Genomic DNA, 22,079 nt, shown 5'->3' with positions numbered 1-22,079 from the left:
GTACATTCTCACCACAGAGACACAGAGTCACAGAGGTAAAGATAATCCGTCCCCTCTTCTCTCTGCGCCTCTGTGCCTCCGTGGTTATAAATTCCCATCTGCTTTCTCACCACTCCAGAGCCATCATCATGCAGTTCAGCCCGGAGCCGATGCCAAGCAGCGCCGCCGTGTCCCCTTTTTTCAATATGCCGCGTTCGGCGCCGATGGCCAAAGTGACCGGCAGCGATACAGAACCCACGTTGCCCAGAAACTCCAGCGTCGCAAAATCCTTTTCCACGTCCACACCGATGGACTTGTATAGAAGGTTGCGATGCGCCACCCCCACCTGGTGGGTGAACGAGCGAGAGATGTGGTCCGCCGTCATCCCCATCTCCGCCGTGAAATCTTTCCACGTTTCCGCCGCAAGGGCGCATCCAGCCTGCAGCAATCCCTCTGAATCGGTCTGCATCAGCGGAGCGGCCCCGTCGCCAAAACCCCTGTCCTGGTCGCTTTTGCAAAGCTCGCTTGCGGCCGTGGCCGACCGGACGGATCCGCCGAGCAATTTGTGCCCGTTGGGCGCAAGTTTCGAACTTGCCATCACGACAGCCACCGCGCCCGAACCGATGGTGAGCGAAGCGAACGCCGGCTTGATGCTCTGCCGGGTGGCGTTCTTATCGTCAAGCAAGGCCTTGATGGTGCTTTCCACGAGGGATTCCCCCATCTCCCCGGCCACGATTATCCCCGCCTCCACCTGCCCAAGTTCGATCATGTTCGCCACGGTGAGCATGCCGTTAATAACGCCGAGACATGCGTTTGAAATATCGAATATGGCGCACTTTGGCGGCAGGCCCAGGCCATGATGGTCCACGCAGGCGGTGGCCGGCTCCAGAAAATCGCGGCAGACGGAGGCGTGGAACAGCGCGCCGAACTTCTCCATCGGGATGCCGGATGCCTCAATTGCCTTATGCCCCGCCTCCACCGCAACCGAGCTTGGCCGCGCGCCGGGGTTCCAGAACCTGCGTTCCTTTATCCCGGTCATAAGCTCCAGCCGTCCGGCCGGAAGCCTCAAACGCTCGTACAGCGGCGCAAGCCTCTGTTCTATCATGGCCGATGTCACCACGTTTGGCGGCAGCACATAGCCGAAGGAGACAACCCGCACGTTCTGGAATTTCATCCGGTTCCGCGATAGTTAAACATTAAAAAAAGCGAGTTTCAATTGTAATAGCCATTGACGATATTTTGTAAAAAAAATGGAAAGGCGGAATCCAACGCGGCAAAAGACTATCTATGTCGTAGGGGCACGGCGCGCCGTGCCCCTGCCAAAAAGGGGGGTACATTGAAAAACATCTTGATCCTTGGCGCCGGGACCGGCGGGACCATTCTGGCCAACACGCTCACCCGGAAACTGTCCATGAAAGAATGGGCCATCACAGTAATAGACAAAAGCGCCGAGCATTACTATCAGCCCGGTTTCCTGTTCCTCCCCTTCAGACTGTATGGATACAACAGCAAAAGCGACGTGGTCCATCCGGCGGCAAAGCACATCCCCTCCGCCGCAAGGTTCGTCAACGCGGAGGTGAAGCTTATCGACCATCAAAACCGCAGGGTGGAGACCACCGGCGGCAATTTCGATTACGACTGGCTGATCCTGGCGATGGGGTGCGACGTGCGCCCCGGCGAGGTGGAGGGGCTTTCCGAAGGGATGGGTAAAAACGTATTCACCTTCTACACCATGGAAGGGGCGCTGGCCCTCCAGGACAGGCTGGAGACGATGAAGGAAGGGAGGCTTGTCCTTAACATAGCGGACATGCCGATAAAGTGCCCGGTCGCCCCCATAGAGTTCGTGTTCCTGGCCGATTACTATTTCCACAAAAAAGGGATACGGGACAAGGTGGAGATAGACCTTGTGACGCCGCTTACCGGGGCATTCACAAAACCTGTGGCGTCCCATGCGCTGGGCAAGATCGCGGAGGAGAAAAACATCAAGATAGTCCCCAATTTCGCCATATCCGAAGTGGACCACAACGCTAAAACAATTAGCTCGTATGGGGGCGGGAAAGTGGATTACGACCTGCTGGTGGCCATAGCGCCCAACCTCGGTCCGGAGGTGATCGAGGATTCCGGCCTGGGCAACGGCGTGGGCTACGCCGTGACGGACGACAAGACGCTGAAGGTGAAAAAGGCGGAACGCATCTACGCTATAGGGGACAATACGAACGTGCCGACATCAAAGGCAGGCTCCGTGGCGCATTTCGAGGCGGAGATTGTGGAGGCCAACCTGTTGCGCGAGATTGAGGGTAAAGAGCCCATAGCCGATTTTGACGGCCATTCCAACTGTTTCATCGAATCAGGGTTCCACAAGGCGCTGCTTTTTGATTTTAATTACGACACCGAACCGCTCCCCGGCACGTTCCCGATTCCCGGAGTCGGCCCCATGTCGCTATTGAAAGAGACCCGGCTCAACCATTGGGGCAAGATGGCGTTCAAGTACATTTACTGGACAATGCTATTGTCCGGCCATATGCCCGGCGATCCGCTGCTCCCTTCGCACATGAGCTATTCGGGGAAAGATTTATCGCAGCTAAAGCATCATAAGGAAGAGGGGAAGCATTAAGAGCAAGCGTAATTTATCATAAGCGTTTCTTCACCCCTCAAGGGAGGGGTGGGGAAAATAGTATTCACCCGCCCACAGCTTCACGCCTCATCGGCTTTATCTCCCGTATCTTCTTGCCGCCTTTCTCCATGGCGCATTCGATATCATAATGGCTCTGCAGGTTCATCCAGAATCCGGGCGTTGTGTTGAAATACCGGGCCAGGCGCAAGGCCGTGTCCGCCGAGATCGTCCTTTTGCCGAGCAGTATTTCGTTGATCCGCCCCGGCGGGACGCAGATCGCCCTCGCAAGGGCGTTCTGGCTCATTCCCAACGGCTCTAAAAATTCTTCTTTAAGAATCTCCCCCGGCGAAACCGGCGGGAAAATGGTCTTGGGCATTATTCAATCTCCATCATTCCAGGCTAATGATAATCGCATACCTCAACATCAAAAGCGTTCCCTTCCTCCCATTGAAAGCATATCCGCCATTGGCTGTTGATCCGGACACTCCACAATCCCTTTCTGTCCCCCTCCAGCCGTTCAAGCCGGTTTCCCGGTGGTGAAGATAGGCTGTTCAAATCCTCCGTGGCATGAAGCGACAAAAGCTTGTTATGCGCCCGCTTCCATATGCCGGAAGGTATGCGCCGTGGCCGTTGGCGTTTAAACAGCCTTTCGGTGTCCCTGTCCGCGAAGCTTTTGATCATTCCACAAACCAATTGTATTACGCATTACGTAATAGCGCAAGTTTTTTTACTACGCCGTCATCCCGGAAGCCGTCCCCGGATAATCGGGATCACGCCGGCCAGTGAGCGGAACCGTGGTCAGGCCGGGCTGTTGCCCAAATGCTCATCGGGGTGTTCTTCACCCCGATGTCCCAAAGTCGAGTGCATAATGCTTGTATAAACAAAGAGTCCGGGGCGAAGAACACCCCGGACAGCGTTCGTTTCGCGTGTTTTACCTTTTGGGCAACAGCCCGAGGCGGCCACGTGGAAGCATGAAGATACATTGTCACCCTGAACGAAGTGAAGGGTCTCCTTTACTTAAAGGAGATTCTTCCCCTGAGGCTCAGAATGACAACTTACCCCAGCCAGCCGATCAGGCCAAAAATCACCGTGATAAGCGCGGAGACGCCGCCGACGGCCATGGCGATGGGGCGTTTCCTGTAATTGCGCTCCGGACCGCCCAGGTCTATGAAAGGAACAAGCAGCAAGGCCGTCACCGCCGCCCCCTGCATGGCGATCCCCAGTATCTTGGGCGCCCAAGAGCCGAGAAACTCGAAATACTGGGCGAATTTGAGGCTGTAGAACGCCGGGAGAAAATACCATTCCGGCTTGATGTGGGCAGGCGTGTCGAAGGGGTCTGCCTTCGGGCCAAGATGCGCCGGCATTATCGTGGACAACGTTATCAGGATCATCACTATCACGCCGCAGATCACAAGCTGTTCCATCACATGGTGCGGGAAGAACCAGTGGGCCTTCCCCTCCCGGATGAGGCGTTTTTTCTCCTCCATGGGGAGTTCCTTTACCTCGAACTCCTTCTTCCTCATAAAATCGTGCTCGCCTGACATGCGGATAGACCTCTTTCTATAGCGGGCCTGAAATCCCCTGCCTTCGTATCTGCAGGAGATGCGCCCCGATCACCCCGGCGGTCACCGCCGGGAGTATTATCACGTGCACCGCGAAAAATCTCGTCAGCGTCACCTGGGAGATGTCCTCCCCTCCCCTCATCGCGAACCTTATGTATTCGCCGATGACAGGGACCGCCGACGGCGTCTCCGTGCCCACGACTGTGGCCCAGTACGCAAGCTGGGTCCATGGCAGCAGGTAGCCAGTGAACGCCAGCCCCATCGAAAGGAGCAGAAGCGTGATCCCCACCACCCAATTAAGCTCCCGTGGGGCCTTGTATATCCCGTAAACGAATATCTTGGCCATGTGGATTATGATGGTGATCACCATCAGGTTTGCCCCCCATGAGTGCAGGCCGCGGATGAGCCAGCCGAAGGGCACTTCGTTCATGATATGCGCCACGGATGCGTGCGCCTGTTCTATCGTCGGCTGGTAGTACACCATCAGAAGCATCCCGGTGACCACCTGGTTTATGAAAAGGAAAAAGCTGATCCCGCCGAAGCATGACCACAGCCCAAGGTACGCCGGGGATATTTTCTCGAACACTTCCGCGTTCAATATTTCCCGTATCCCCAGCCTGTCGTCCAGGGCGGCGAAAAGGCGGATCACATGCCTGTTCCTGATCTTTATGGGCCCGAGTTCCAGCGTGTTCATCTCCATGGCGCGCCGTCAGGCCTCCTCTATCACGATGTATTCGTTTTCAAGCCGCGCCGAATAGCTGGCCAGCGCCTTTGGAGGCGGGCCGCCGAGCACTGTCCCCTTCACGTCGAACCGGCCGCCGTGACATGGGCATTGAAGCTCCTTGGAAGCTTCGTTCCATTTGACCACGCATCCAAGATGGGTGCATATGGCCGAAAGGGCGTAAAGTTCCTGTTCGTTCGGGCGGATTATCACGGCCGGCTTGTTGAGAAACCGGAAGAATTTCGCTTCGCCGATGGGAGCCTCCGAGGAGGGCACCTTCATCGAACGGGCGCCCTTCCCTTCCTTTTTTTCCTCCCTGGGCCACAGGTACATCCCCAGCGGATACACCGCGCCGAAGGCTGAAACCAGACCGAAGAATCCCAGCGCCAGGTTCAAAAGGAAATTGCGCCTTTTGTCCCCCATCTGGTTGATCATTTCAGTGATACCGCCGGCCATTTTCACCTCTTGTCCCCCCGCCTTAACGCATCATGGAGGGATTGGACTCCGCCTGGTCCCGGTTCATCTCCACGCGCATCTCCGTCTCCTGCATGAGCACGGGGGTGTACAGGTAGTCCACCCAGGCGGTGACGCTGGCTTTCTTCCCTTCCGGCACGTAGAAGGTGAATTTCTCGCGCCGCGTCTCTTTTGGATAGATACGGTTGTCCTTGGCGATGGTGGCTCCGTAGCCGAGCATTATGTCCGCGTCGGATTTCAGCTCCACCCCGTTTTTGTCGAAAATAACCTTTTCGTAAATGATCTTTTCCTTGTACACGTTGCCGCCGGGTATCTTCACCTCGCAATATAGGATCAGCTTGCGGGTGGGTATCCCTGTGGGGACGCGATGGCCGGAGCCGTTGTTGGTCAGGTCCACGTTCACCGTCAGCCTGTCCTTCGTGCGGTCCACCTTGGCGATTTTCAGCGCCAGCGCCTTTTGCAATTGCGTCAGCGAATGCCCCCCGGCCGGGTTGTGGGAATATATCTTCGCCCCGCGCTCCCCGGTGACGTTGTTGGAAATCTCCCCGGCGCTCTCCGGCATGTGGCAATACTGGCAAGGTTTCCCCTCGTCGGCGTAAGGGCCGTTTTTCCACTCGGTGTAGGTGGACATGATGGCCACGCCGTTCTTCGAATATTCATGGCACGAGGCGCAGAACGAGGCCTCCGTTATAGTCTTGGAATACGCCACCTTGTGCTGCTTTACGTCCCCTTTCTTGTTCGGGCCGTATTTCACCGGGCCGATGTCCATCACGAACGGATCGGACTTTGAAAGGTTGACCCCTTTTACACTGTGGCAGAAGTCGCACGTGATCCCCTCGGATGTCGGCGGCACGTCCAGGTTATACCCCTTGGTCTGGCGTGACACGGGGGCATGGCAAACCAGGCACAGCCGCACCGCCTCGCCGCCGCTTTTGTAATGCGCTTCCATATATGAGGCGCGGAATATGGGGTCGGACGTGGCCTGGGCGTGCATTCCGTCCTTCCACTGGGTGTATATCTTGGTGTGGCACTTGCCGCACACCTCGCTTCCGGTGAAGCCCTTCTCGTTAATTTTAATGGACTCGGCGTTCTGGGCCGAGGCGGCGCCGGCGCAAATGAAAACAGCCGCGATGGCGTAGAATGCGGCGCGCTGGACAAAACGATACACTTGCGGCCCTCTCAAATGGTCAAAAACCGGCCCGTCGCGGCGGTTCGTCCGCCCTCCGGCCTGCTGTGAATTATCAAGCCTTGCCGGTTGGATGTCAACGTTCAAGTTTCCGCGCTCAACAGCCTGTTTTGCAACATGGTCTGCATGTCGCGGCGTCCATCGGCGATGAGCGGCACGAACACTTTTTTACCGGTGACGTGGTATATGATGCGGTATGGCTTGAAAAACAGTTCGCGGTATTCCCGGACGCCTATGGCAAGCAGTTCCTTTGGATGCGCGCCTCGCTCCGGATATGCGGCAAGCTTCGTAAAACTATCCTCGATGCGGCCAAGCAGATAATCAGCCCTGGCGGGTGAATCGTTGGCCGCCACATAATCGTAAAGCTCCTCAAGGTCCTTTGCGGCGGAGGCGGTGAGGAACACTTGAAAGAGCGCCACTTGGCCTTACCGCCTTGCGCGCAGACGTTTTATCACACCGTCCGCCCGTTCCACCTTCCCCTCCTCGACCAGCCTGTTCCCAAGCGCGAGTATCTTTAAAAGCGCCATGGTCTCCTGGTCCCGCTCATACGAGGCGATGTCCTGCAAAACGGCCTTTGGCTCGCCGTTCTGTGTGATTACAAGTGTTTCACCACTGCCTCCCAGCCCCCGGACGATTTCGGCGGCGTGGGCCTTCAAGTGGCTTATCGGTTTTATCTGGCTGGAGAGTTTCATGGCGTATCCCGCATGTTCGTATAAGACTGAATATGGTCCATATATGGGCCTCATGTCAAGGGTGATATCAGTGGCGCCGGCAATGAGGGCGTGGTGAAGAACACCCCGCCGGGCGTCTCAAGCCGACGCCCTTGGTTTTTCTCCTCCCTCGCGATACAATCCCCGCTTGACCGCAACTTTACGCAACTGGAGTTATATAGAATGTCCTCGCTCCCCAAGACCATCGTGGTGACGGCGGCGTTGCCGTACGCCAACGGCTCTATCCACCTGGGCCACCTGGTGGAATATATACAGACCGATATCTTCGTCCGGTTCCAGAAAATGAAAGGCGTTGACTGCCGCTTCTTCTGCGCGGACGACACCCACGGCGCCCCCATAATGATCCGCGCCAAGAACGAAGGGACCACCCCGGAAGCGGTGATCGAACGGTACTATAAAGAACATACGGCGGACTTTGACACGTTCCATATCCGGTTCGACAATTATGATTCCACAAATTCCCCCACCAACCGGGAGCTGGCCGAGGGGATTTTCAACTCCCTGAAAGCGGCTGGCGCCATCGTCACCCGCGACGTGGAGCAGACCTATTGCGAGCATGACAAGATGTTCCTCCCCGACAGGTTCGTGCGGGGCGTCTGCCCCAAATGCTCCGCGCCGGACCAGTATGGCGATTCGTGCGACGTGTGCGGGGCACATTACGACACCACCGACTTAAAGGAGCCGCGCTGTTCGCTTTGCGGGGCGGCGCCCACCCGCAGGTCGTCCGCCCATTACTTTTTCCGCGTGGCAGATTATATGGAATCGCTGAAAAAGTTCATGGAGGGGGACGCTCTTCAGCCCGAAGTGAAAAACTTCCTGGCCACGTGGCTCAAGGAAGGATTGAAGGAATGGGACATATCCCGCGACGGCCCTTACTTCGGGTTCAACATACCCGGCGAGGCGGACAAATATTTTTATGTGTGGCTGGACGCCCCCATCGGATATCTGTCGTCGGCGAAAAACTGGGCGGCGCGCGAGGGGAAAAGTTTCGAGCAAATGTGGAAAAACGGCGATTCGGAAATCCACCACTTCATCGGCAAGGACATCGTTTATTTCCACACCCTGTTCTGGATACCGATGCTGACAGGCTCCGGATACAGGCTGCCGGACAGAATACATGTCCACGGATTTCTCACTATCAACGGGGAGAAAATGTCCAAATCGCGCGGCACGTTCATCAACGCCCGTGATTTCGCCGATCACATCAACCCGGAGCTTTTGCGCTATTACTACGCCACGAAGCTGAAAAACAGCGTGGACGACCTGGACATAAACTTTCAGGACTTTGTGTTCCGGGTCAACGCGGAGCTTGTGAACAAGATCGCGAATCTGGGGTCGCGCACCATAACGATTTTGAACAAAAACGCGGCGCTGGAGAACAGGCTTGGAAAAATAGCGGCATCCGAAAGTGGCATGATGGACGAAATCACCGGCGCGGCGGAACGTATCAAGGGGCATTACGAAGCGTGCGATTTCGCGCTGGCGGTGAAGGAGATGACGGCGATGGCGGACGTGGCCAACGTGTTCATAGACCGCGCCGCGCCATGGGACATCAAGGACGACGTGGAAAGGCTCCGGGAGGTGTTGACCGCCGGGATAAACGCCTTTGCCATTATCACGGCGTACCTGAAGCCGGTGGCGCCGGTGTTCGCGGAGAAAGTGGAGCGGATATTGAAAGTGGAGCCGTTCAATTGGAACGACACGGCTCGCACACTCGAAAACCATGTGATTGGCCAGTTCGAGAGGCTTATGGACAGGGTGGACATGAAAGCGGTGGAGAAGGTCTTGGAAAAAGCGAAACAAAAAGGAGAAGCGGCAAAGCCCGCCCCGGCGGCGCATGGACATTTGACAAAACATGGAGAGGACGCCACGCCAGCGGCGCCCCCGGCCAGACCGGAGGAAAAGCCGAGGATAGAGTACGACGATTTCGCCAAGGTGGAGCTTCGCACGGCCAAGGTGCTGGCGGCGGAGAAACTGCCCAAGGCGGACAAGCTATTGAAGCTGACCATGGACGTTGGGGGAGAGCAGCGCACCATAGTGGCCGGTATCGCGAAAGCCTATACCCCCGAAGAGATGGTTGGGAAGACGGTGGTGATCGTGGCCAACTTGAAGCCGCGAAAGCTTATGGGGGTGGAGTCCAACGGGATGGTGCTGGCGGTGAACGACGGGGAGACGCTCACGCTGGTGTCACCGTCAAAAGAGGTGAAGAGCGGACTGCGGGTGTCATGAAATGAATGTCATGGTGAGCTTGTCGAGCCACGAACCATGACGCAGACAGTGGTATCATTATCTTGTGTGTTTAGCCATCCAGCCTGGCAATAATAGGCTATAATCACCTAAAGCAAGGAGGCAGGCCCATGACCGTTACAGACCGGATCGAAATCAATCCCAAGGTGATGCTGGGCAAACCGGTCATACGCGGAACGCGTATCCCGGTCGAGTTGATACTGCGCAAGTTAAGCGAGCGCGCCGGGGAAAAAGAGATTTTGGAAGCTTATCCCCAGTTGACTCCGGAAGACATACAGGCCGCCATCCGTTACGCCGCGGACACGCTGGCGCATGAAGAAACGATAATCATCGAACGCAAGAGCGCCTAGGGAAAGGCCAAGCCTTGCGTTTTCTCGCCGATGAATGTTGCGACGCATCCATAGCCGAAGCCCTCCGCCGGGCAGGACACGACGTTCTGGCGGTAAAACATCTCCTTCCTGGCGCGCCGGATGAGGATGTGATAGCGCTGGCCATCCGTGAAAACAGGATTCTGCTGACAGAAGACAAGGATTTCGGCCAACTTGTTTTCGCTTCGGGGAAAGACAATATTGGCGTTATTTTCTTAAGATATCCTCATGGCGCCCGGAAAAGGATAATCATGGAAGTAACCGGCCTTATTTCGGAAAAAGGGGAAAAACTTTCGGGAGTATTTGTGACTGCCCAACCGGGAAAAATCCGCATCAGCGGCAAGCCTGAAAAGTAAACAACCATACCTTCAAGGAATCCGTGGTCAGGCCGGTCTGCGGCCACGGGGAAGCATCTTGTCGCTGTCCGGGGTGTTTGAGCGCGACGCGCGTCACCCCGGACTCTCCGCCACAGTCCAAGGTGGTAATTGGCGGCGCAGGCCGCCGGGGTGGTAAGGCGCAAATATTTACTCTTTCACCCTTTTCCTGCAATCGTCCAGCAGGTCCGCCAGTGTCTTCTCCAGCGGAATCCGCGGCCGCCAGCCGGTGATGGCGGTCAACTTCGAGTGATCGCCGAACACTTCCGGGTTCTCAGACTTCCGCATCTTGGCCGGGTCATACTCGTGGCGTATCCCCTTCACGGTGGAAAGCCCCAAAAGAGTGTCCAGAACATGCCGTATGCTCACCGCCGTTCCCGAGCAGACGTTATACGCCTCGCCGCTTGCCCCCTTTGACAGCAGCGCCGGATATGCCCCCGTCACGTCCCGCACATCGGCAAAATCCCTTTTCGCGTCCAGCGATCCTGTCCTGATCACAGGCTCCGCCAATCCCGCCTCGATCCGGGCGATCTGCATGGCGAATGCCGGGGCCGCGAACTTCTCGCTCTGGCCGGGGCCTGTGTGGTTGAAAGGGCGCGCCACCACTATGTGCATTCCCTGATTCGCGGCGAATTGCCGGGCGATGATCTCCATGCAGTATTTGGACGCGCCGTAATGCCCAGCCGGGCGCGGCTGGCGTTTTTCGAAAACCGGATTCTCCTCCGGGCTAACGGCCCCATAGACCTCCGCGCTGCTAATCAGAAGCACATTGCAGGTCTGCCTTATGGACGCCAGCGAGTCCAAAAGATACAGCGGAGCGCTGACGTTGGAGGCGTATGCCCCCACCCTCTCGTGCGCCGCCTCCGCCGGGGACGACATGGCGGCAAGATGATAAACCTCATCCGGCTTTATGTCCTTGATCGCGTCGCGCACCGCCGCATGGTCGTCCAGCCGCATCCGCATGTGCGTACCGGGGACTCCTTGCGCCGGATGGCGCTTGTCGAACGCGCCGAATATCTCGATGCCGGTATCCGCGCCGAGCCGCCGGGCAAGATGCCCCCCGGCGAATCCGGACGCCCCGGTCACCAGCACTCTGCGTTTCATTCCGATTTCACCGAAATTATCATCACGAAATCCGATTCCGCGTCCCCCCCGCCGATGCCCCGCAGGAAATTCGCGCCGAAAGTCTCCATGTTGCCGCTGTCGCCGCCGATCACCGCCGATCCCGGATCGTCCATCACCACCGACGTGGCGGCGTTTTTCACCGTGAACGTCCCTTGAGCCCTGTCATAATGGCTCACTTCCGGTTCCAGCGAAAGCATGATTTTGCCGTCGTTGAGCTTGCGCGCTGTGACGGAAAAGCTGGCTCCGGCGTTCTTGAAGGTGGTCTGGCTGGAGATATACCCGTAATTTCCGCCGTGCCGCACAAAGTAATTAGTGAATGGCACGCTCTCCCCCACGAATATTTTTCCCGGGGTGTTTTCCATAAGTCTCAGGAACTGTTTTCGATCCGCCTTGGAATTGCCGCGCGTGTCCGAGGCCGAAAGCTCGGCGAATCCTCCGCGCAACGGCTTTGGGAGGGAAGCTATCACCCATCCGTCCCCCCTGGCCTCCCAGCGCAGATCCGCCTGTGCATGCCGGAACGAGGTTTGATCGATAAACTCCACGGTGACGAGCATGTTACGGGTTATGCGGTCCAGCCGGGCGATCAACGCCCTGATTTTCTCCACATTGGCCGCGTCGTCGCTTACGATTATGCGGTTGGAAGATGTGTCCACCGACATTTTGCCGAAAGGCCCCAGCAACATTTTTACCGGGCCTGCGATTTGCGCCGCGCTCCCATATCCGATGTCGAACACCTCCACGGCCCGCTGTGCCGAAGAGACGATGGACACCGCCGGTATCGCAAGGAAAACGAAGAGGAAAAGTTTTATGGCGCGCATGGGGTCAATTATATATGACGCGAGGGATTCAGGAGTGATGAAAAGCATGATTATCACAACAGAGGTGCCCAAAAGGGAAAACACGCGAAACGAACGCTGTCCGGGGTGTTCTTCACCCCGGACTCTATGTTTATAAGAGTGCTAAACTCTTGACTTTGGGACATCGGGGTGAAGAACACCCCGATGAGCATTTGGGCAACAGCCCCAGGCGACCACGGGGAAGCTGACAATTTATATAGAGCGTCGCCAACAAGTTATGCAAACCACCTTTTAAAAATGATTCCAGAATTGCGTTGCGCGGTTTTCTTTCTCTGTTATAATTTCCTGAAAACCAAGCGTTTGAAGGAAAAGATGGATCAGAAGAAAATAAGCGTTATTGTGGCGGCCATAAACAAAGTCCTCGTCGCGGAGGAAGCCACGCTCGAAGAGGTTGAAGCGGTGACCCAGTCAATGGTGCGCCATTTTTTGGACAACCTCACTGATATCGCGGACATAGACTATTTTCAGGACCGGCTCAACGACATGCTCGACAAGTATGTGGACACACATTTCGAGGATGTTTACGAGGACTCTGTCGGTTAATAAACGCAGACTTATGGTTTGCGGTGAAATTGTTTGTCTTGCGGGTTTCGGGGATGCCCGCAAGACCTATTGACGAAGGCGCGGCTTTTCTGTAAGATTGGTGACGCTTTCGCAAATTCAATCACATAAGTGACGGGCTGGGGAGCGAACTTTAAAATCGACAGGGGATTTTTATGACCAAATCGGATATGGCTGAAAAGCTTGCCGAGAAGATCAACGTCAAGAAACAGCAAGCAGAAGAGATCATCAACATTTTCACAAGCTCCATCATTGAGGCTCTGGCCCGGGGTGACAAGGTGGAAATACGCGGTTTTGGCAGCTTCCGGGTGCGCAACAGGGCGGAAAAGGAAGGACGCAATCCCAAGACGGGTGAGAAGGTGCTGGTTGAGGCGAAGAAAGTCCCCTTTTTCAAGACCGGCAAGGATTTCCGCGAGATAGTGGACGCGCACGAAGAGACCGGGAAAGCGGAGAGCCAGCCCCAGGGGCAATAAACGCTCCAGTCTTAGCACTATTCAATCAAAAGCTTTATACCAGAAACCTGACCGCAATCCGGATAGCCGAAGCGGCTTCCGGGATGACAGGCTCTCCTCTCTGTGCCTCCGTGCCTCTGTGGTTGATATCTTATCTCTCCCAATATCCCTCTTTCAATCCAGGCCCGCCGCGATAACAGCCGTTCCCCCCTCCACCTTTCCGTAAACTGTCATTTCCACCCTCTCGCCGGGCGCAATGTGCAGTTGAACCGTCTTTTCAACCACTTCCGCCGCGCGAAGTTCCTTGCCGCCGTCACTTACCCCGACCGGGTAAAATCCGATGGTGATGGACGATGAGCCCGCCGCCACATCGGCGTCGTAAAGCGATCCACCCGCGTCCATCGTGCGTTTACGGCCTCCAACGACCGCATAATAGCCCCCCGGCGCAACGTTCGACGCGGAGCGCATCCATCCGCTCACGTCCGCGTATTCCACATATTCGGCCATCAGCTTATCCATCGTGGGCGCATGCCCCAGCCTGATTTTCAGATGCCCCATCGGCGCCCGCCGGAATGGAATGGTCACTTTTTCGAACGCCTCCGCACCTCCAGCCTCGTCCAGATTGAGCGCAAGCTTCATCCATAATGGGGGCGCGCCGGGATTTGCCGGATTTATCGCGGCAAGAATAAGCTCCCCCTTGTTGTCCATATTTCGCAGATAACCGCTCACCATCACTTCCACATCCAGCGCCGCCGCGACATCTTCCATCGAGGTTGCGAACAGTCCGCGAGAAGTGGCGCTTCCATGCCGCCATATCGTTTCGGCTATTTTGTCCTGCGCCATACAGTCAAATTGCGGACGGCCGCAAAGGGCGGCGCGCGCCATGCGGAACACCGCGTCGCCGGCCTGTGTCCTTGCGCCATGCGGATTCACCACGTCCAGAAAGGCCACCCGCAACGGCGCTCCAGCCGGAGTATTGATAAATTCGCCAGCCAACGCCCGCATGAATGGAAGATACGGCGAGTTTCCCGCCCCGGTCGTAAATGCGAAATCCACCCGCGCGCCATCCCCTATCTCCATTCCGGCCGATGTGACGATTCCCGCCGCAGGTTCGCCGGGGCCGCTGGTGACGACAAGTATTCCAGCCTTGCGGGAACCTGCATTCCTCCCATCAACGATGATGTCGAGCCTGTCCCCTTTCACCAACCGCGAAGGGTCCGCCTCCAGCGTCACGCTCTCCCCTGCGGAGATCAGACGAGAGCCGGACGCGTTCCCGTTTATATACCCGGCGGATCGCTGTCCTGCGATGGCGGAGCTTGCGCAAAGGGCTAGCATGAAAGCCGCGGTTATAATTATGGGATGCAAGATTGAATCCGGCGGTACCTTCCGTATTAAATGCTTCCCCGTGGCCGCTGACCACGGTTCATTGGTATTTGCGTAGCGCCACCGTCCCGGTGGCAATTGCCGGCGGGCCCAAAAGGGAAAACACGCGAAACGAACGCTGTCCGGGGTGTTCTTCACCCCGGACTCTATGTTTATAAGAGTGCTAAACTCTTGACTTTGGGACATCGGGGTGAAGAACACCCCGATGAGCATTTGGGCAACAGCCCGGGGCGACCACGGCGAAGCAGTGGTTGAAACTGCGTGCGTGACACCCATGCTCATCCCCCCTGCTCCACTATCGTGGGGGTGATGAACACCAGCAGTTCAAGTTCGTTGTCCACTTTCCTGTCGTTCTTGAAAAGCCAGCCGAGCACCGGCGTGTCGTGCAGACCAGGCACCCTGTCGGAAAAGTCCCCGTCCTCCCCTTCTATCATCCCGCCGAGCACGGCGGAGCCGCCGCTGTCCACCACAACGCTTGTAATTATCTCCCGTTTGCGGATGGCCGGGGTCCCCTGCACGGAGAGGTTGGGGTCCACCTCGTCCTTCTTCGCCTCTATCTTCAGCCGCACCCTGTTGCCGCTCATCACAAGCGGCGTCACGTTAAGGGAGATCACCGCCTCCTTGAAAAGCACCGTCACCCCCGTGTTCGCCGAAGACGATTGGTATGGAATCTCCTTTCCCGATTTTATGGAGGCTTTCGCGCCGTTGATGGCCATCACCTTCGGGTTGGACAGCGTCTTGCTCACCCCCGCCTTCTCCAGCGCGAAAAGCCGCGCCCGGATGAGCGCCGCCCCGTTCACCGATCCCACGCTCACCTCCGCCGCCGCCCCCGCCGGGTTTGAAAGCGCCTGCCCCGTGGCCGCGTCCACCGCAGATTGCGGCGCCAGCGAAACGAGGTTGCCTCCCGAACCGCCGATCCCGATGGTGTTCGGGAACCCGAGGTTGGTGGTGTAATTTGCGTTGCCGCCCCACTGGATGCCCAGGTCGCGCACCTTGTTGCGCTGGATCTCCACGATGCGCGCCTCGATGTACACCTGACGGGGCTTTACGTCTATCTCCTCGATGGCCTTCATTATCTCCCCCATCTTCCGGGCGGGGGCGCTGATGGTGATCATGTTCTCCGGCCTGTACACGGAAATGCGCACGTCCCCCTTTTCGCCCCGGCGCACTTTGATGACGGCGGCGGCGTCTTTGGAGCCGGTTGCGGAGAGGGTCTGGCGCGATTGGCCCGTTGAACCGGCGGCGGACCAGTCCGCGTTCAATGCTCCCTGGGCCGTGATGTTCTTCAAAGTCTCCCGGTCATATTCCACCAGCAGCCGTTCCAGATAGTCCGCCGCCTCGGCCGGGTCGGCATATTGGAACCTGTAGCTTTTCGTCAGCATCGCCCCGGCCCCCGCCGCTTCTATGGCCGCCTGCCTCTCCTCCGCCGCCTTGCGCCGCCGTTCGGCAAGTTCCGCCGCGTTGGAGCCGGACTTTAACCGCGCCTCCTGCGACGCAAGGTGTTTTGCGCGGGTGGTGATGGTCACAAGGTCCTCATCAGAGAAAACCGGAGCGCCCCCCTCGAAAATGTCCTCCCCCTTTGCCAGGGCCACAAGGTTGTTGGCGTTGGCTATCACTTCCAGCGCCTCGATCCACGTCACGTTCAAAAGCTTCACCGGGGCTGGGGCGATCTTCGCCGCCTCCGGGTCCAGCGCTATTCTCATCCCGGAAGCTTCGCCGAGCACCGCCGCCACCGTCTCCATCGAAGGCTCCGCCAGATTTAGCGAAATGCGCTTGCCATCAGGCGCCTTGCGCGCCGCCTTCTGGAGATTCACAAGCTGTTTTGGCGGGCGTTGCGATTTATTTACGGCGTTGTGTGGTATTTCCATTTCATCAGGGGGCAGCGTAAATTCACTTGGCACAGGGCCGCGTTCGAATACCGCCGGCGTTTCCTCAAAAGGAGCCGCCGCTTGCCGTTCCGGAACGCTGGCGCATGCCGTCAACAGGGCGGCAATGCAGATGATAAGCGATGCCGGAGCGTTCATCCCCCGTCCCTCGTTTTTATAGTCACAAGTTTTCCCTCTTTGAGAAGTGTCACAGAGTCCAACTCGATTGACTTTATGACGCCGCCGTCCACAATGTCCCCCACCTTGTACCTTGAGCCGTTGATCACGGCGATCCCCCCGCCATCGCGCACCAGCGTCATCTCCAGGACGATTCCGCTTTTCCCGGCTGCGGCGCTTGCCGCTCCATTGCCGCCATGGCCGAAGGTGAACGGGTCGCGCCCCCAATCGTCCCCCGCCGCGGCTCCCCCGGCCACGGCAATGGCAATAAGCGCCAGAGCGCTACAGCGAATAGATTTCAAGCTCAATGTCCGCGTCCAGTTTCCCCACGTAATCCCCCTTGCCTCGTTGCACCGCCACCTTGTTCACGGTCAGCGCCATTGGCGATTCGGCAATAAGCGTTATGAACGTGGCGATGCCGCGATATCCCGCCTCCATCCGGACGGTGACAAGATTTTTACCGTACACAGCGCTTCCCCGGTTCAAATCATTGGAAAATCCTGGCGCGCCCCCCTTCTCCCGCGCCAGTTCGGGCTTTGCCGTCACAGGTTCGGCCGCCAGCGTGATTTCCGATATGCCAACCCCGGAGGCTCGGGCCATGTCCGCGATCTGGGCCAGCGCGCTCCCTCCACCGGCGGGCGCAAGCCTTGCCTTGCTCTGTTTTATGCGACTCTCAAGCTCTTTATTCCTGGCCCGGGCGGCGGCCAGGTCTTCGTTGATCTTTGAAACGCTCTCCGCCGGTCTGGCTTTTCCCGGAACGAGAAGCGATCCGTATGAACCAGCCAGCCACCCCATCACCGCCATCACCGCCAGCGCGGTCAAAACCTTTTCCCTCACTCCATGCGCGCGCGGTTCAGCCATTTATCCCCCCCGCACGGTTCGCGCAGTTTTGATCTGCTTTTTAGGGACGATGTTGGCCGCGATTTCAAAATAGGCCGTCCCGTTTCCCGCCGGTTCCATTTTCGCCTTCACCAGCGTCACGTCCACAAATCCGGGAGAATCCTTCAGGGCGTTGACTATAAGCTCGATGGCTTCAAACCTGGCCGCCTCGCTTCCCCTGGTCTCCCCTTCCATCCGGGTGTTGCGCAGGGCGCCCCCAGCCGGGTTTGCGTTTATGGTCAATCGCGACAGCGCCGCGTTTGAAGGCATCGCCAGGGATACGGCCTTGAACGCCATTTCCCAGTCCGGCCCGTTGTCCGCGGCAATTGCCGGATAAGCCTTCAGCTCCATCTCCAATTTCATGTTGGCGGAGGTGACGGACTCCAGTTCTTTAACGGTGGCGGCGTAATCACGCTCCCGCGAAGCGGAACCGGCGTGGTTTTTATTGAGCATGAATCCAGCAATGGTGACGATAAGCAAGGCCACCGCCGCAACGGAGGCGGCCATTCCCACCGATATCGCCGGGAAGCTTTTTGGCGCGAGATTGAGCGTTTCACCACCGTCAATTGCCGCGCCGATAAGCGCCGCCAGCGCCGGGCCCGCGTCTTGCGGCATTTTGGCGATAGATGGGTGCGGCCTCACAAAATCGTTGAACGGATCGTAAATATCGAACTTTATGCCGGTGGCGCGGGAGATCGTTTCACTGTTATCGCCTATGGAGGCGCTCATACCAATCGCAAAACCGTGCGCGGCGGGGGGAGTCCCCGACGACCTCTCATAATATTCCAGCGACTTGGCTGTCTGCTCCGCCCCCCATTGGATATAGCCGGGGCCGGAGGGGCCTGTGATCTCCCTCGTAAAAATAACAGCGTCACCCCAGAATATATAAATCCCCAGCGATGGAGGCTCCAGCATGATAAAGGCCACGGGGGTGTTTTTCGGAATTATGCGGCTGTTGCGGACCAGCGCGCCGATGGCTGATACAGCGGGGGCAAACGCTCCGGGCCGCATACCAATGGAGCCGAGCCGCTCTTTTCTCATCAGCATATCCGCCGAAGGCGCGGCGGCCATCAGTGTCCGCTCCCGCCCGTTTCCTTTCACGGCCGGCTGGCTCCACACGTCCACAAAGGCGGACTCCATGGCGAAGGGGACCGAGTCTCTCTCAAGAAGCATCGCCGCCGCCAGCGCCTCCCCCCTGGGCATCGGCGGCAGGTCCAGAAGTTTAGTGAACACCGGAGGGTTTTGCACAAGTTCCGTGACATGGCCGCCGGACATCCGGGATCCATAGACCCGCCCGTCAATTTCAAACGACGTGGCCGTATGGCCCCCGCCGTCATCCTTGGTCAAACAGACGCCGTTGCGGCCGTTATCATGGAAGTGGACGGCCCTTGGCGGCCGCCTGAAGATGTCCGCAAAACGCATCATCATATATTCATGACGAATGAAATAAATATTAATGATTGGTAATTATCATTGGTACCAGATTTTTGGGACGGGGTAAATATACCACAAGTGGAGGGATGTTCAACCGGTATTTGGACAAATAACATGCGCCTTTCATTTTGGAACCTTTTTGAACGTATAATCATCCATTCACAAAGCGGTACAGGAGACGATATTAATGTCCACAAGGGAAATGACAATCTATGCTCCGGAAGGGCTTGTGGCCGGGGGCGACATAAAAGGCGAATCTTTCCAGTACCTTAACCTTGCCACGGGTGAAAAGCTCCCTGTGGCGGACATGAAATCGGCCTATCACGAAAACTGGCATATAGCTTTCAAACGCTCCGTTATATGCGTCAACGGCGGGGTGGCCGGGCCCGGCGGCATATTGGGCGCCTGCGTTATCCATCCGCCGGACGTGCCGCGCGAGGAGTTTTTAAAACTGACCGATGATGATTTCAAAAGCATGTTCGCGGAGGTGACAAAAATTCCGGAGGGGCTGGAGCTTCTGCCGGAAGGGATAGAGCCGGCCATATTCGATTGGCGCGTGCTCAAAGATGACAAATGGACCGCCAACTCCGTCAAAGGGTGGAAACTGCGCCTGGCCGACGGGGCCAGTTTCGCCAAAATGCGTGTCAAGAATGTGGCCGGGGACAGCGTTACTATCACCATCCAGTGCGCTTTCCAGCCGGCAAAGGGCGCGCCCCTGGAGCCGGACAGGACCGCCCAGTTAGCTCCGGGAGATCATTTTAGTTTCAGGCAGGGCAAGGCTGTGTCTTCCGATGAGGCTGATTGGGACATCCGCCACGGCGGCGGGGCGCTTTTTCTCAACAGTTCCGTAAGCGGACCGGGCAAGGCCGGGGCCATCGGCTCGAACAAGTACGGCGCGCAATGGAAAACCGTGGAGAATCCGTCGGACTCCATCGCCTATTTTATGGACGAATACGGCTCCATATTCCGCCATCCGAAGTGGTACCGGTACAACATAGACGGCAAGCACAACATCCACCCCAACGGGGCGGTGTACGTTTTACGCGCGGCGGACGGGGACTATAAGGTCCAGGTGTACGACTATTTCGAGCACAAGGGGTCCGACCTTGGCAACATCCGGATCAGGTTCGCCAAGTTATAGGAGCGCCAAGATATGAGCGGCGTCCACACGTTGGATTACAGGGGGAAATCCGGTGCGGACATCTCCGATGAGCTCCGTGAAATGCTGCTCACCCGCAGGCCAGACGTGATGCGGGTGGACGTGCTGGTGGACAGCGTGAAGGCGGCGAGAAAGATAGAGACCTATGCGGCGATAGTGGAATGCCCTTCCGAAAGCCGCGAGGAGGGAAATCACTGGGTGGTGAGCGTCTCCCCGCCGATATGCAAGAGGTGAATAGCGGCGGGGAATTACAACCACAGAGGCGCGAAGGCACAGAGAGGAAAAGTGAATCCAGGTCATTGAATGGTTCTTTAAAGCGCTTCCCCGGCCTGACCACGGATTCCTTTTTCTTTGGTTTCCCCTCACCATATGGTCTAATTGACCACCATGAAAATAACAAAATCGTCCGATCCGAAATTCCGCGAAACACTTGCGCACATTGTGAACCGCTCCGCCGAAGGCCCGGCGGGGGTGGAAAAGACCGTTGCGGCCATAATTAAAAATGTGCGGGCAAAGGGTGACGACGCGGTTTTCAAGTACACCAAAAAGTTCGACGGGGTGAGCCTTACCCCCAAGACCGTCCGGGTGACGGAAAAGCAGATCGCCGCCGCCATGCGTTCGGCCAGTCCAAAGGTGCTGGCGGCGTTGAAAAAGGCCTCGGCGCGCATCGCAAGATTCCACAAGTTCCAGCGGGAGGGCTCTTGGAAAGTGTCCGATGGCGGGGCTGTGCTCGGCCAGATCGTCCGGCCTTTGGACTCTGTGGGTGTGTATGTTCCCGGCGGCAAGGCGGCGTATCCATCCTCCGTGCTGATGAACGTTATCCCGGCCCGCATCGCCGGTGTGCGCCGGGTGGTGATGGTGACGCCAGCGCCTGGGGGTGCGATAGACCCGCATGTGCTGGCGGCGGCGTCCATCGCCGGGGTGGACGAGATATACAGGATCGGCGGCGCCCAGGCCGTGGCGGCGCTCTCATACGGGACTAAAACGATAGCGCGGGTGGACAAGATCACCGGCCCCGGCAACGCATATGTGGCGGAGGCCAAGCGGCAGGTGTTCGGGGTTGTGGACATAGACATGGTGGCAGGCCCCAGCGAACTTCTTGTGATAGCCGACGGCGCCGCCAATCCCGCCCACGCGGCGGCGGACCTGCTTTCGCAGGCGGAGCATGACGAGAACGCGTGGCCGATCCTCGTCACCACTTCGGCGGCCATCGCCAACAGGGTGGCCAAAGAGCTTGTGCGGCAGACCAGGATCCTGCCACGCTCCGGCATAATCGAAAAGTGCCTTTCGGCCAACTGCCATGCCTTTGTGGCGCGCAACCTTGACGAGTGTTTTGAGATATCAAACGCAATCGCCCCGGAGCACCTTGAGCTGCTTATAAAAGACGCGGCCAGATACGTTAACCGGGTGGAGAACGCCGGGGCGGTGTTCGTGGGGCCATGGACCCCCGAAGCGCTGGGGGACTATATGGCCGGGCCGAACCACGTGCTCCCCACAGGCGGATCGGCCAGGTTCTTCTCGCCGCTGGGTGTTTACGATTTCATGAAACGCACGAGCCTTATAGCGTTCACGCAAGCCGGATTCCGCAAGCTGGCCGCCGGGGTGATGACCCTTGCAAACGAGGAACGGTTGACCGCACATGGCGCGGCGGTGGCGATAAGGCTGAAAAAATGATTTTTTCCCCTCCTTTACAAGGAGGGGTGGCGGCGTTTGCCGCCGGGGTGGTAAACGAGTATCGATTAAATCCGCTTATCGTTCACCCCCTCCCGCCTTTGGCGTACTCCCCCTTGCAAAGGAAAGCTTTGCATAATTGCTTTTATGATGCTATATTATATTACCAATAGTAATACAATATATAGCTGGAGGCGAAATGAACCGTAAATCGGGGCAGTTGGGGTTTTCAGACGCCGTTGTCGAGCAAAGGCGGTGCT

25 protein-coding genes are annotated in these 22,079 nt (G+C 57.5%); 9 read left to right on the top strand and 16 right to left on the bottom strand.

Translation table 11 applies throughout. The features are described from left to right. Positions 1–106: 106 nt before the first annotated feature. The gene (locus HZB29_04320; protein ID MBI5814817.1) at positions 107–1,153 is read right to left on the bottom strand and encodes a 3-oxoacyl-ACP synthase III; all 1,047 of its coding nucleotides are present in this window, start codon (positions 1,151–1,153) and stop codon (positions 107–109) included. A 162-nt stretch (positions 1,154–1,315) separates the two neighbouring features. On the opposite strand from HZB29_04320, the gene HZB29_04315 reads away from it, so the two are divergent. Further along, on the top strand, positions 1,316–2,593 hold the full coding sequence (locus HZB29_04315) for an NAD(P)/FAD-dependent oxidoreductase (GenBank protein MBI5814816.1): 1,278 nt from the start codon (positions 1,316–1,318) through the stop codon (positions 2,591–2,593). 64 nt (positions 2,594–2,657) lie between these two features. Here the strand turns inward: HZB29_04315 and HZB29_04310 are convergent, their stop codons facing one another. From HZB29_04310 to HZB29_04275, 8 genes are all read right to left on the bottom strand, one after another. Further along, on the bottom strand, positions 2,658–2,969 hold the full coding sequence (locus tag HZB29_04310) for a HigA family addiction module antidote protein (protein MBI5814815.1): 312 nt from the start codon (positions 2,967–2,969) through the stop codon (positions 2,658–2,660). 23 nt (positions 2,970–2,992) lie between these two features. Continuing rightward, the gene (locus tag HZB29_04305) at positions 2,993–3,274 is read right to left on the bottom strand and encodes a type II toxin-antitoxin system RelE/ParE family toxin (protein ID MBI5814814.1); all 282 of its coding nucleotides are present in this window, start codon (positions 3,272–3,274) and stop codon (positions 2,993–2,995) included. A 374-nt stretch (positions 3,275–3,648) separates the two neighbouring features. Continuing rightward, complete coding sequence (locus HZB29_04300; protein ID MBI5814813.1) at positions 3,649–4,116, bottom strand: hypothetical protein; 468 nt, start codon at positions 4,114–4,116, stop codon at positions 3,649–3,651. A 37-nt stretch (positions 4,117–4,153) separates the two neighbouring features. After that, positions 4,154–4,855, bottom strand: coding sequence for a cytochrome b N-terminal domain-containing protein (locus HZB29_04295; protein MBI5814812.1), 702 nt, complete (start codon positions 4,853–4,855; stop codon positions 4,154–4,156). Between the two features lie 9 nt (positions 4,856–4,864). Then, positions 4,865–5,332, bottom strand: a complete 468-nt coding sequence (locus tag HZB29_04290) for a Rieske 2Fe-2S domain-containing protein (GenBank protein MBI5814811.1) — start codon at positions 5,330–5,332, stop codon at positions 4,865–4,867. 22 nt (positions 5,333–5,354) lie between these two features. Beyond that, positions 5,355–6,623: a hypothetical protein gene (locus HZB29_04285; protein ID MBI5814810.1), complete on the bottom strand. Its 1,269-nt coding sequence runs from the start codon at positions 6,621–6,623 to the stop codon at positions 5,355–5,357. Beyond that, on the bottom strand, positions 6,620–6,940 hold the full coding sequence (locus HZB29_04280) for a type II toxin-antitoxin system RelE/ParE family toxin (protein ID MBI5814809.1): 321 nt from the start codon (positions 6,938–6,940) through the stop codon (positions 6,620–6,622). The genes HZB29_04285 and HZB29_04280 overlap by 4 nt, the downstream gene beginning before the upstream one ends. 21 nt (positions 6,941–6,961) lie before the next feature. Then, positions 6,962–7,228, bottom strand: coding sequence for a type II toxin-antitoxin system Phd/YefM family antitoxin (locus tag HZB29_04275; GenBank protein ID MBI5814808.1), 267 nt, complete (start codon positions 7,226–7,228; stop codon positions 6,962–6,964). A 201-nt stretch (positions 7,229–7,429) separates the two neighbouring features. Here HZB29_04275 and metG point away from each other — a divergent pair, with 201 nt between their 5' ends. The 3 genes from metG (at position 7,430) to HZB29_04260 (ending at position 10,238) form a co-directional block, all read left to right on the top strand. Next, a complete protein-coding gene (gene metG, locus HZB29_04270; GenBank protein MBI5814807.1) occupies positions 7,430–9,496 on the top strand; it encodes a methionine--tRNA ligase in 2,067 nt (688 codons plus the stop codon). A 128-nt stretch (positions 9,497–9,624) separates the two neighbouring features. Beyond that, on the top strand, positions 9,625–9,864 hold the full coding sequence (locus HZB29_04265; protein ID MBI5814806.1) for a DUF433 domain-containing protein: 240 nt from the start codon (positions 9,625–9,627) through the stop codon (positions 9,862–9,864). A gap of 14 nt (positions 9,865–9,878) precedes the next feature. Next, a complete protein-coding gene (locus HZB29_04260) occupies positions 9,879–10,238 on the top strand; it encodes a DUF5615 family PIN-like protein (protein ID MBI5814805.1) in 360 nt (119 codons plus the stop codon). 168 nt (positions 10,239–10,406) lie between these two features. Here HZB29_04260 and HZB29_04255 read toward each other — a convergent pair whose 3' ends face one another. Both HZB29_04255 and HZB29_04250 read right to left on the bottom strand, forming a co-directional pair. Continuing rightward, complete coding sequence (locus tag HZB29_04255; protein ID MBI5814804.1) at positions 10,407–11,360, bottom strand: GDP-mannose 4,6-dehydratase; 954 nt, start codon at positions 11,358–11,360, stop codon at positions 10,407–10,409. Further along, positions 11,357–12,247: a hypothetical protein gene (locus tag HZB29_04250; GenBank protein ID MBI5814803.1), complete on the bottom strand. Its 891-nt coding sequence runs from the start codon at positions 12,245–12,247 to the stop codon at positions 11,357–11,359. Before HZB29_04250 ends, HZB29_04255 begins: the two co-directional genes overlap by 4 nt. Before the next feature lie 303 nt (positions 12,248–12,550). On the opposite strand from HZB29_04250, the gene HZB29_04245 reads away from it, so the two are divergent. Together HZB29_04245 and HZB29_04240 are read left to right on the top strand one after the other, a co-directional pair. Then, positions 12,551–12,781, top strand: coding sequence for a hypothetical protein (locus HZB29_04245; protein MBI5814802.1), 231 nt, complete (start codon positions 12,551–12,553; stop codon positions 12,779–12,781). A gap of 173 nt (positions 12,782–12,954) precedes the next feature. Beyond that, on the top strand, positions 12,955–13,272 hold the full coding sequence (locus tag HZB29_04240; protein ID MBI5814801.1) for an integration host factor subunit beta: 318 nt from the start codon (positions 12,955–12,957) through the stop codon (positions 13,270–13,272). A 153-nt stretch (positions 13,273–13,425) separates the two neighbouring features. On the opposite strand, the gene HZB29_04235 is transcribed toward HZB29_04240, so the two are convergent. The 5 genes from HZB29_04235 to HZB29_04215 all read right to left on the bottom strand — a co-directional run bounded on the left by HZB29_04235 (position 13,426) and on the right by HZB29_04215 (position 18,902). After that, the gene (locus HZB29_04235; GenBank protein MBI5814800.1) at positions 13,426–14,616 is read right to left on the bottom strand and encodes a hypothetical protein; all 1,191 of its coding nucleotides are present in this window, start codon (positions 14,614–14,616) and stop codon (positions 13,426–13,428) included. Positions 14,617–14,912: 296 nt separating this feature from the next. Continuing rightward, entirely contained in the window at positions 14,913–16,658 is a 1,746-nt protein-coding gene (locus tag HZB29_04230) for a hypothetical protein (GenBank protein MBI5814799.1), read from the bottom strand. Continuing rightward, a complete protein-coding gene (locus HZB29_04225) occupies positions 16,655–16,978 on the bottom strand; it encodes a hypothetical protein (GenBank protein ID MBI5814798.1) in 324 nt (107 codons plus the stop codon). The genes HZB29_04230 and HZB29_04225 overlap by 4 nt, the downstream gene beginning before the upstream one ends. Beyond that, positions 16,959–17,537 (bottom strand): hypothetical protein, encoded by a 579-nt coding sequence (locus HZB29_04220; GenBank protein ID MBI5814797.1) that lies wholly within the window; start codon positions 17,535–17,537, stop codon positions 16,959–16,961. Before HZB29_04220 ends, HZB29_04225 begins: the two co-directional genes overlap by 20 nt. Next, the gene (locus HZB29_04215) at positions 17,538–18,902 is read right to left on the bottom strand and encodes a hypothetical protein (GenBank protein MBI5814796.1); all 1,365 of its coding nucleotides are present in this window, start codon (positions 18,900–18,902) and stop codon (positions 17,538–17,540) included. Between the two features lie 274 nt (positions 18,903–19,176). Between HZB29_04215 and HZB29_04210 the strand changes: the two genes are divergently transcribed. From HZB29_04210 to hisD, 3 genes are all read left to right on the top strand, one after another. Further along, positions 19,177–20,130 (top strand): HmuY family protein, encoded by a 954-nt coding sequence (locus tag HZB29_04210; protein MBI5814795.1) that lies wholly within the window; start codon positions 19,177–19,179, stop codon positions 20,128–20,130. A 12-nt stretch (positions 20,131–20,142) separates the two neighbouring features. After that, the gene (locus HZB29_04205; GenBank protein MBI5814794.1) at positions 20,143–20,382 is read left to right on the top strand and encodes a hypothetical protein; all 240 of its coding nucleotides are present in this window, start codon (positions 20,143–20,145) and stop codon (positions 20,380–20,382) included. A 153-nt stretch (positions 20,383–20,535) separates the two neighbouring features. Next, a complete protein-coding gene (hisD, locus tag HZB29_04200) occupies positions 20,536–21,822 on the top strand; it encodes a histidinol dehydrogenase (protein MBI5814793.1) in 1,287 nt (428 codons plus the stop codon). The last annotated feature ends 257 nt before the right edge of the window (positions 21,823–22,079 follow it).

It is taken from the genome of Nitrospinota bacterium, from assembly GCA_016235255.1.
Lineage (GTDB): Bacteria > Nitrospinota_A > UBA7883 > UBA7883 > JACRLM01 > JACRLM01.
Note: the sequence above shows the minus strand (reverse complement) of the source record. Positions and strands in the feature narration are given on the sequence as shown.

Coding starts and splice junctions, on each gene's coding strand:
- HZB29_04320 (MBI5814817.1), bottom strand. CDS start 1,153: ATGAAATTCCAGAACGTGCGGGTTGTCTCCTTCGGCTATGTGCTGCCG.
- HZB29_04310 (MBI5814815.1), bottom strand. CDS start 2,969: ATGCCCAAGACCATTTTCCCGCCGGTTTCGCCGGGGGAGATTCTTAAA.
- HZB29_04305 (MBI5814814.1), bottom strand. CDS start 3,274: ATGATCAAAAGCTTCGCGGACAGGGACACCGAAAGGCTGTTTAAACGC.
- HZB29_04300 (MBI5814813.1), bottom strand. CDS start 4,116: ATGAGGAAGAAGGAGTTCGAGGTAAAGGAACTCCCCATGGAGGAGAAA.
- HZB29_04295 (MBI5814812.1), bottom strand. CDS start 4,855: ATGGAGATGAACACGCTGGAACTCGGGCCCATAAAGATCAGGAACAGG.
- HZB29_04290 (MBI5814811.1), bottom strand. CDS start 5,332: ATGGCCGGCGGTATCACTGAAATGATCAACCAGATGGGGGACAAAAGG.
- HZB29_04275 (MBI5814808.1), bottom strand. CDS start 7,228: ATGAAACTCTCCAGCCAGATAAAACCGATAAGCCACTTGAAGGCCCAC.
- metG (MBI5814807.1), top strand. CDS start 7,430: ATGTCCTCGCTCCCCAAGACCATCGTGGTGACGGCGGCGTTGCCGTAC.
- HZB29_04265 (MBI5814806.1), top strand. CDS start 9,625: ATGACCGTTACAGACCGGATCGAAATCAATCCCAAGGTGATGCTGGGC.
- HZB29_04255 (MBI5814804.1), bottom strand. CDS start 11,360: ATGAAACGCAGAGTGCTGGTGACCGGGGCGTCCGGATTCGCCGGGGGG.
- HZB29_04250 (MBI5814803.1), bottom strand. CDS start 12,247: ATGCTTTTCATCACTCCTGAATCCCTCGCGTCATATATAATTGACCCC.
- HZB29_04245 (MBI5814802.1), top strand. CDS start 12,551: ATGGATCAGAAGAAAATAAGCGTTATTGTGGCGGCCATAAACAAAGTC.
- HZB29_04240 (MBI5814801.1), top strand. CDS start 12,955: ATGACCAAATCGGATATGGCTGAAAAGCTTGCCGAGAAGATCAACGTC.
- HZB29_04230 (MBI5814799.1), bottom strand. CDS start 16,658: ATGAACGCTCCGGCATCGCTTATCATCTGCATTGCCGCCCTGTTGACG.
- HZB29_04220 (MBI5814797.1), bottom strand. CDS start 17,537: ATGGCTGAACCGCGCGCGCATGGAGTGAGGGAAAAGGTTTTGACCGCG.
- HZB29_04210 (MBI5814795.1), top strand. CDS start 19,177: ATGTCCACAAGGGAAATGACAATCTATGCTCCGGAAGGGCTTGTGGCC.
- HZB29_04205 (MBI5814794.1), top strand. CDS start 20,143: ATGAGCGGCGTCCACACGTTGGATTACAGGGGGAAATCCGGTGCGGAC.
- hisD (MBI5814793.1), top strand. CDS start 20,536: ATGAAAATAACAAAATCGTCCGATCCGAAATTCCGCGAAACACTTGCG.